Consider the following 8434-nt stretch of genomic DNA (forward strand, 5'->3'; position numbering starts at 1 on the left):
GACACCCTCCAGGACCTGCTGAACTGCTGGACCGGCATCTGCACCACCTGCCACCGACCACTGCCCAGCAGGACCACACCAAGATCAAGACAGACCTAACGGAGTCCTACTAGCCGGCCTGCTGGCCCCGCCCTCGGGTGTCCATCCCTGGACCGGGTGGACGTTCAGTGCGGGGTGGGGAACGCAGCAGACGCTCGATGTGCATCTGGTGCAGCCCGACGTCGTGATGGAGGTCGCTGTCGACGTCGCCCATGACAGCGCCGGACGGTGGCGACACCCTGCCCGTCCACACCGCGTGCGCACGGACGTCGACGTGGCGCAGGTACCCCTGTTCGGCGAGTGACCCACACCGCCGACGCAGCCGACAAGGAGCTGAGCGCTGCCATACCGCATCCCTATCGGGCGGGGGCCGCGCTGTCGGAAGGTGTGGCGCGGATGCGGTCGATGAGCGCCTCCATACCGGTCAGCCCAGCGTCAAGGCCGAGTTGCCGCATCCAGTTGTCGACCTGTTCACGGCGCTCGGATTCCACCCGCAGGTCCAGGGCAGGGTTCGCCATGAAGATCCCACCGTGTGATCCGCCCGAGTCTTCCGGCACCGGGGCCAGCCCTTCGGGATAGAGGAGAGCGGCTACGGCGTCGCCGGTGACGAGGTGCAGCTGCTGGGGCTGGGCAACGAGAACCTCTTCGACGTCGGCGAGGTCCGCCAGGGCCGCAACGACGGAGGGGTCGACGACCGTGCCGAGGATGCCTTCCAGGAGGCCACACAAATCCGGCACAGGATAAAAGTAGTCGAACTTGTGAGCCCCGAGGGCTGCGGCGAACCTGTGCAGACGGGAGATGACGTCGATCTGCACGTGCGCGACGCCGTGGTTGGCGGCGTAGACGTCGGGCAGTGCGACCGTCACCACGGCCTCCACCGGGAATCCCGCCGGTTCCTTGCTGCCGGCGTGCCAGGCCAGTCGGGCCCTGCGAGACCGGTTGTGCCCAGCTCGGCGGAAATGATGGAAGCCGTCGACCGCACCGCGGCAGATGCCCAGCAGGGCGCGCGGAAGCGGGGAGTCATTCAAGGCCTTCGTGAGCGTCGCGACCGTGCGTTCTGACAGGGGGCGCCACGCCGCTGCCTCGCCGATCGGCACGTTGATGCCGGTGCGGAAGACAAAGTCAGCAGTCGGGGATCCATCATTGTCCTGCGGAATCTGCGGGGCTGTGACGTGCTGCCCCATGGGCACGGCTTCAGCCAGGCGGTCCTCGCGTGCAAGGGCCAGGAGGCGATCGCGATCGGCCGAGGCGTTGCGGCCGCTCAGCCGGATCGGCGCTTTCATGTCCATCAGGAGCGGGCGAGGGGCAGCGTTGGGATCGACCTTGATGACGATCACGCTTCGGGCGGAGCCGTCGTCGAGCGGCACCGTGATGAACTTGGGCTCCCATGGCGGATCGAACTTCTCGTAGCAGCCACTGACGATCTGGTCGAGCGCGCTCTGCGCGTCGACGCCTACGACCCGGTCCTCGCCGTCGGCGGCGCGATCGTTGACGCCGACGAGGATCATGCCGCCGTAGGTGTTGGCCATGGCGGCGATCGACTTCAACAGACTGGAGGAGTACTCACGCTTGAACTCCAGCGTCTGGCTCTCAACCTGATCCGGGCGCCCGGCCAGCGCCCGTATGCGCTCAATCGTCAAATCCGCCATCGAAGCAGCGAACAGTGGGGTAACCATCACGACATCATCCCTATCTTCCCTTCCCCCCGCTGCGAGTTATGCGGTACCGGCGTGACCCGTGTGCAGATGACCGCAGGAGCTGTCACCCGGATCCGGTTCGGAAACGCGAGCGCCAGGTGCCGCCAGCCTTCTGCCCAGGCACCGCCTGGTAGTGGTCCTGGTGCTCGCGCTGGACTGGCCCAGCTTGCTCGGCTTGGCATTTGGCGGTGATGGCGCGCTGCTTACAGTCGTCGCACAGGTGCGGGGGTGGGTCTCCCGTGGGACGTCCCACCCGGCGGGCTCGATGGCCTTCCACCGTTCGTCCGTGAACCTGGTGCCGCAGCCGGCACACACAGGACGGCGGGCCTCCCTCTCGGCCCGCTGCTGCTCGGCCGCGCGGCGCAGCTGCTCCTTGTACTCCCGCTCGCGGGCTTCGTACTCGGCCTGCTGGCGGGCGTCGTGGGCTTCGCGGCGCGGGTTGCCGATCGCGTCCAGGAGCGTCTGGTTCTCCGGGCGGCCGAAGCGCAGGAAGATCGCCCCGGCCGGGCCGTGCTCCTTGAGCTGCTTCATGCCGGTGACCACGACGGGGAGCTTGCCGTCGTACATGTGGAAGCCGTCGTGCGCGGTGCCATTCCAGTGCTGGTGGGTCAGCGCGGGCGCGATGACGGTGTGGGGGTTGCGCGGGCCCACGCGGTTGAAGACGAGCAGCAGCGGCGGGTGTGGCTGGTCGCCGTAGCGTCCGTCGGGCGCCCACCAGCGGGTGCGCCACATCGGCCGCTCCTTGCCGTCGGCGTCCTTCACCTTCCGCTGGCAGAACCGCATGTACTTGCCGATCTTCGCGGCGAGTTCCTGCGCGGACTCGTAGCAGTTGTCGATCTCCACGAACAGCAGCGGCACCCCGTCCTCGGGCGCGGTGATGACGATGTCCGCCTGGGCGCCGCCATTGCCTGCATTGGACCAGGTGCCCGTCGCGGGCAGCGCCACCTCGGTCGCGTAGGAGGCGAGGGTGGCCAGCCCGGCCGGGGCGTCGACGGCGGCCTGCGCGGCGGCGAGGACGTCGGCCGGCTCGCCATCGAGCTGGGACAGGTCCGGCTTCGGGCGAAGCAGGAGCGAGCAGGGCGTCGTTGACCGCCATCGGTGGGAGGCGCCGCTGCGGCCCGCGCCACGGGCCGGGCCGCCCATCTCCCCCACCTGCCGCCCCAGCTCGTAGGAGGCGGCTTTCAGGCCCATGGGCGTGAGGTTGCGCAGGGTGTCCCCGCCCGGGATCTGCCGCCGTTCTCCACCAGGCCGTGCTTGCGCAGATCGGAGAGCGCCCCGAGATGCGAGGCGGTGCTGGCCTGCTTCCGCTCGGAGGGCTTGGCCGCACAGATGCAAACTAACTCGTATAGACCTGACCCATTTTGGATACTTTGTAATAGTCGGGGGCTGCGATATCGAGCTTGAATACCATGCCGTACCGCTGACGGATCGCGGCCACGGATCGGTCTTTCTGCTCCCGTAGGCACCGGTGTACGGGCGGATCGTTAGTGGGGCACTCGTCCGGCTCCTTGACCATCAGGTCGGGATGGTGGTCACGTACGGGGTCCCAGGACAAGGTGTGCCACGGACTGGACATCTCGGGCACTTCCGCGTGACTGCGCTGGCCACGGTAGTAGTCGATGAATTGTCCGTAGGCGCCATGGTTGAACGCGATGACAGACCCGGATTGGTCGCCGGCCGTGAGTATGCCGTCGAGGACAGCGACCATGCGTTTGGGGTCGGCTCCGTAGTACGCGGTGATCTGCATCGAGCAACGGACCTTGTAGCGGTCATCTCCATTTGAGCCGAACCACTGTTTCGCCGCGCCCCCGCGGCAGGTGTCGTTAAGAACAAGCATGCCGAGCCTGAGGGGAGTGTGGTTGGAGTATGCCTGTACCACGTCTCGAAGGCGGCCCTCCGCTCTCTGCCGGGCCTCTACCGCCTCGGTGCTGCCGGCGAGTTTGCGGACTTCTTTCGGGCTCGTGGCTCGGTCCTGGGACGAGCAGGAGGAAAGGGCTAACACGACGATGGTTGCGACCGTGCCCCACACGGTCTTGCGAGATCCCGTCATGTTCTCTCTTCCCTCTGGGTGCGCCCGGCCTGGGCGCTATAGACACTCTCCCGGCAGGCGGGCGGGTTCCGCATGAGTACCCGTACCTACATGCGCGCGTTCCGGGGCAGCCTTGGGTGCGAGCCGCCCCGGAACGGATGGTCTCTGGGTTACAGGCCCATACGAGTCGGTCAGCGCAGTGGCTGCGGGGCCCCGCAGCAGATCGAACAGAGCTCGGATCGGGCGCACGCCCAGCCGGGCGCGGGCGTGCCACAGGGCCGTGGCCGTGACCGTCGGGATCGGCAAGCCGTCCAGCGCGCTGGTCAGCTTGCACCACACCGAGAGGTACCCGATCTGTTCGAACAGGCCGGCGGCCAGCAGGAGGTAGACCACGCCCCTGGCGGGCAGCTTGCGCAGACGGGACTGCGTCGTGCCGGTGGCGGCGAGCGCCTCGTCGACCATCTCGAACGGCACGATCCGGGTCAACTCGCCCAGATGGCCAGGGGCGAAGACACCTTCGGCTACCGCGATCTCGCGGGTGATGACACACTGACCGGACAGCGGAGCTCCCGTGGGCAACGACATGTCTTGGCGGACAACGTCGTTCTATCGGGACTCCGCTTCTTGCGTCTGCCGGTCAGCGAGATCGAGGAGCTGACGCGATTGCAGCATGATCGGCAGTTTTCCGCCCTACGATCATGGTTGATTTCAGATCATACGGCGATCGTTCGGATGGGTGATGTTGAGATGACCGCAGAGGCGCTGGCGATCTTGCAGGCGGCCGGAGCTGAAGGAATCGAACACCCCGGCGGAACGCTGCTGGCGCACCTGCAGCGAGTCAGCGACCTTCTCACCTCGTGGGGCGCTCGCCCGGCGCTGGTATCGGCTGGGCTGTGTCACGCGTTCTACGGGACCGACGGATTCCCGGTCGCGCTGCTGGACACAGGGCGCCGGGCGGAACTGGTCGAGGCGATCGGCATCGAGGCCGAAGCACTCGTCTACTTCTACGCCTCCTGCGACCGCAAGTCCTCCTACCGCGGACTGGCGGATAGCCGAGGCACATTCGTCGATCGGTTCACCGGCGCATCGATGCATCCGAGCCTCGAAGCGCGTCGGGACTTCGCTGAACTCACCGCCGCCAACGAGCTGGACATCGCCGCGATCAGCCCAGAGGTCCGCATGCGCTACGGCGCCGACCTACTTGACCTGTTCACTCGGTGGAGGCCGCTGCTGTCCAAACGAGCATGGGCGCACTGCTGCAGCGTGCTGGACCAGCCCACCCACAAGTATTGATGCGATGAAGGGGCGAAGTCCCGCCCTCCGCGGGTGGTCTGGGTAGACGCCAGTCACCCACTTCGTGACGGCGAAGGAGCCCCAGGTGAGCGAGTACGACGGACACCAGTACGTCGGTGTCGACCTGCACCGCAGGCGGTCCGTGATCGTGCGTCAGACCGACGACGGTGTCCAACTGAGCGCAGTACGCCTCCTCAACGACCCGGTGGCACTCGGTCTGCAGATCGAGAAGGCCGGGCCCGATCCCGACGTGGTCCAGGTTACGGGCGGCGTGGAGAGCGATGCTGAAGCTGGCCCGGTCCGGGTCGGCCCCGGGAATGGTGCTGGTGGCGTCGGCGATGGCGATCCTGATCACCTGGTAGGCGGTCAGCAGGGCGTAGATCTCCTGCGCGATGCCCGGCAGAGTGCGGGCCCGCAGCACGCGCCGGCCGAGCAGAGACTTCTTGATTGCGAAGTAGGCGGACTCCACTTCCCATCTCTCGTGATACAGCCTGACCAGCTCGAATGCCGGGTAGCGGTGGGGATCGAGCAGGGTGGTGGCCAGGCGGTAGACGCCGGTGTGCCGCCCGGTGGCAGTGGAGATGGTGATCTCGCACTCGATGACGCGGACTTCGGCCGTGCCAATCCTAGAGAGGAAGGAGCCGTCGTCGAACCGGCGCAGGACGGGCGGTTTGCGCAGCGCGGAGAGCCGGGCCAGGAAGCCGGCCCCGGTGCCGTCCACGGCTTCGAGGAAGGCGTTGGTGGCAAATCCCCGGTCCAGCAGCACGACCATGCCCTCGTGCAGCGAGCGCAGCAGGCGGCGTCCGAGGACGGGCTCGCCCGGTTTGCGGGGGCCGAAGACCGCGTCGATGACCGCGCGGGTGCCGCAGGCCACCAGAGCGACCAGCAGGACCTGCGGATAGCCGGAGGCGGCGGTGTACTGGTTGGCACCCTTGCCCAGCCGAGCCCGCACGTCCGCATCGTCGGCGACATCCAGGTACGTGCCGTCGATCGCGACCACCAGCAGCCCGGTCCAGCGGGCCCCGGCAGTGCGGACCGCCGAGGCCGGGCCGCGCACCAGGTCGAACAGGGCCTGCAGTGGACGCACCCCGAGCCTGGTGCGGGCGTGCCACAACGCGGTCGCGGTCACCGCCGGCAGAGGCAGTGCCTCAAGGGCGCCGGTCAGCTTGCGCCACACGGCCGGGTAACCGCATTCCTCGAACAGCGTGGCCGCGAGAAGAAGGTAGACCACCACCCGGGCAGGCAGCTTCCGCAGCCGCTGCTGCACCGCCCCGCACTCGGCAAGGACCTCATCGACCATTTCAAAGGGCACGACCTGGGTTAACTCGCCCAGATGACCCGGGGCGAAGACACCTTCAGCTACCGTGATTTCACGCGTGATGACAGACTGTCCGGACAGCGGAGCCTCCGGTCCTTGTGAACGGCTTGTCTTGGCGGACCAGCCAGTTCTACCGGGGCTCCGCTTCTCGCGTCCGGCGTCCTCCCAGATCAGCCCTCACTTGCGGCCACGACCCGACCCGTAACTTCATGGCCTTGCCCTAAAGGGTGGAGCACTGGCCAAGATCAAAGGTAGACGCCGCGCACGGCACATGCCGACCGTGCCGGGCGCGGGCAAGACTCCAGCGGGCTCCCCGACGGCTAATCGGAGCGAGGTCCGCGCTGGAGACCGCCTGTCGCCGGGCCACCCCGTCCCGGCGTACTCCTCCCGCGTCAACCGCGCTTACCTGCGTAGGCGCCGCATCAGGGCGGTCATCCCGGAGAAGACCGACGAGGTACTCGACGCCATCCGCGCCGGCGGCGCCGCCGAAGCACTCCAGTGACCACCACCCTTCCGCCAAGAGGCTCCCGTAGCCGCACCGACCATGGCAGCGCTCCCGCCCGGGCGGCCGCGTTCACCACTCGATGGACGCGAGAAGAAGGCGCTCGGCCGGGCAATACCGGCCGAGCGCCTCTGTCAGCGTGCCTCTTGCTAGCTTCCGAGGATCAGTACCGAGCCCTCGTGTGGGGCGCCCGGAGCCTCATGGACCGAGTGCCTTGGGTGCGACCAGATGGTGTAACTGAGGCACGCGACGAGGCCATCCCCGCTGTCGGACCGCAGCGCCAGACAGTGAACTCGTTGGGAATGAGACTCTCCGATGCCGGAGAATTTCAACATTTCCTCGAACTGAGCCGGATCCGCCATGCCGATGGTGAGCGGCCGATACACCGTTTTCAGTTTCATCCCGAGCACGCCGTAGAAGGTCACTTCGATGAAATCGGGCCCGGATGCCGGTTCAACGCTTCGCAACGTGAGTTCCGAATGGCTGATGCTGTAACGCCATGGCCGGAACTTCCGGTCGAAGGAGATGGGCAGGCTCGCGCTGCTCGGCTGTGGTGTCTCCTCTTCAGGGTGCGAATGGATTGGCAACAGGACTCCCGTTTCTGTAGAAGGTGACGCGAGGCCATGCACTCGGATTGTCCTCGATGTAGCTTAGCTCCCACCCGGTGGCGTGCCCATCGAAGATCGGATCCAGACCACGGCCCGTGCGAGCAGCTGCTCTGGGATCGTCGATTCCGTCCAGATTGAAGTGGATCGGTGTCTTCCCATCCTGCACATAATCCTTGAACTCGCTTACCCACTTGTCACCGGCGGAGGGCCAGTCATGGTACGACTTGGCGCCGACTGAGTCTGCAAATTCATGCAGAGCCATCGGATCGTCATCGATCTCGCTGAGTCCGAGCGCAATCCCGCCGCAGCCGGTGGAATTGTGCACCAATACCGGTGTGCGGCCTGCCAGCACGTAGTAGGTGTGGAGGTCGTCGACGGTGAGGTTGTAGGTGCGGGTGTGCTGGTCGAAGGCGCGGTTGGTCTGGACGCGGACAGTGGTGCCACCGGTGCTGAGGAGGGTGGTGCCGGGTTTGAGGTCGTGGGCCTTGACCCACTGGTGGGCTGAGGGGCTCCAGAAGGGGTGTTCGTAGGTGGCGGTGAGTTTCCGGAGGCCGTCGGGGGTGGCGAGGGTGAGTTCGTCGAAGTGCTTGTCGCCGTCGGTGATGATGAGACGGCTGACCTTGCGGGGTGCGGTGCGGCCGGTGAGCGGGTCGGTGGCCAGGACGGTGTCACCCGGGTGGATCGTCTCGATGCTCCGCGGGGCGGTGTTGGCCATGAGGACCTTGGTGCCGGCCAGGAAACACTGCGTACACCCCTTCGCGTAACGGAGGCGGCGCAGGTCCTGAAGCGCTTCCAGCCCTCGTTCGAGGAGCTTGAACTTGGACCTGAGAGTGACGTCTTCCGCGAGTTGGGCGCAGGCGATGACGTCGCCGCCCTTGCAGTCCTCCAGTTGTCCGAGGCCGAGGAGGTCCTTCTCCACGGTCCACAGCTCTTCGGCGGCGACCTCGG

At 66.8% G+C, this 8434-nt stretch carries 9 protein-coding genes; 2 read left to right on the forward strand and 7 right to left on the reverse strand.

Annotation, left to right across the window (positions count from 1 at the left end; all coding sequences use genetic code 11):
- Positions 1 to 395: 395 nt before the first annotated feature.
- The 4 genes from ACWCQS_RS45790 to ACWCQS_RS45805 all read right to left on the reverse strand — a co-directional run bounded on the left by ACWCQS_RS45790 (position 396) and on the right by ACWCQS_RS45805 (position 4344).
- Positions 396 to 1715: an AlbA family DNA-binding domain-containing protein gene (locus ACWCQS_RS45790; RefSeq protein ID WP_451009971.1), complete on the reverse strand. Its 1320-nt coding sequence runs from the start codon at positions 1713 to 1715 to the stop codon at positions 396 to 398.
- Between the two features lie 39 nt (positions 1716 to 1754).
- On the reverse strand, positions 1755 to 2927 hold the full coding sequence (locus ACWCQS_RS45795) for a replication-relaxation family protein (protein WP_451009972.1): 1173 nt from the start codon (positions 2925 to 2927) through the stop codon (positions 1755 to 1757).
- A 145-nt stretch (positions 2928 to 3072) separates the two neighbouring features.
- Positions 3073 to 3786 (reverse strand): hypothetical protein, encoded by a 714-nt coding sequence (locus ACWCQS_RS45800; RefSeq protein WP_451009973.1) that lies wholly within the window; start codon positions 3784 to 3786, stop codon positions 3073 to 3075.
- 36 nt (positions 3787 to 3822) lie between these two features.
- Positions 3823 to 4344, reverse strand: a complete 522-nt coding sequence (locus ACWCQS_RS45805; protein WP_451009974.1) for a transposase domain-containing protein — start codon at positions 4342 to 4344, stop codon at positions 3823 to 3825.
- A 153-nt stretch (positions 4345 to 4497) separates the two neighbouring features.
- On the opposite strand from ACWCQS_RS45805, the gene ACWCQS_RS45810 reads away from it, so the two are divergent.
- Positions 4498 to 5058 (forward strand): DUF6817 domain-containing protein, encoded by a 561-nt coding sequence (locus ACWCQS_RS45810; protein WP_450679075.1) that lies wholly within the window; start codon positions 4498 to 4500, stop codon positions 5056 to 5058.
- Here ACWCQS_RS45810 and ACWCQS_RS45815 read toward each other — a convergent pair.
- Positions 4976 to 6550, reverse strand: a complete 1575-nt coding sequence (locus ACWCQS_RS45815) for an IS4 family transposase (protein ID WP_451009978.1) — start codon at positions 6548 to 6550, stop codon at positions 4976 to 4978. The two genes, ACWCQS_RS45810 and ACWCQS_RS45815, sit on opposite strands and share 83 nt — an antisense overlap.
- A 97-nt stretch (positions 6551 to 6647) precedes the next feature.
- Between ACWCQS_RS45815 and ACWCQS_RS45820 the strand changes: the two genes are divergently transcribed.
- Entirely contained in the window at positions 6648 to 6878 is a 231-nt protein-coding gene (locus tag ACWCQS_RS45820) for a hypothetical protein (protein ID WP_451009975.1), read from the forward strand.
- Between the two features lie 149 nt (positions 6879 to 7027).
- Here ACWCQS_RS45820 and ACWCQS_RS45825 read toward each other — a convergent pair whose 3' ends face one another.
- Entirely contained in the window at positions 7028 to 7465 is a 438-nt protein-coding gene (locus ACWCQS_RS45825) for a hypothetical protein (protein WP_451009976.1), read from the reverse strand.
- Positions 7443 to 8434 (reverse strand): polymorphic toxin-type HINT domain-containing protein (locus tag ACWCQS_RS45830; RefSeq protein WP_451009977.1); only part of this gene is annotated, 992 nt, incomplete at its 5' end. The genes ACWCQS_RS45830 and ACWCQS_RS45825, both read right to left, overlap by 23 nt.

It is taken from the genome of Streptomyces sp. NPDC002076, from assembly GCF_053593835.1.

Coding starts and splice junctions, on each gene's coding strand:
- ACWCQS_RS45790 (WP_451009971.1), bottom strand. CDS start 1,715: ATGGTTACCCCACTGTTCGCTGCTTCGATGGCGGATTTGACGATTGAG.
- ACWCQS_RS45795 (WP_451009972.1), bottom strand. CDS start 2,927: ATGGGCCTGAAAGCCGCCTCCTACGAGCTGGGGCGGCAGGTGGGGGAG.
- ACWCQS_RS45800 (WP_451009973.1), bottom strand. CDS start 3,786: ATGACGGGATCTCGCAAGACCGTGTGGGGCACGGTCGCAACCATCGTC.
- ACWCQS_RS45810 (WP_450679075.1), top strand. CDS start 4,498: ATGGGTGATGTTGAGATGACCGCAGAGGCGCTGGCGATCTTGCAGGCG.
- ACWCQS_RS45820 (WP_451009975.1), top strand. CDS start 6,648: ATGCCGACCGTGCCGGGCGCGGGCAAGACTCCAGCGGGCTCCCCGACG.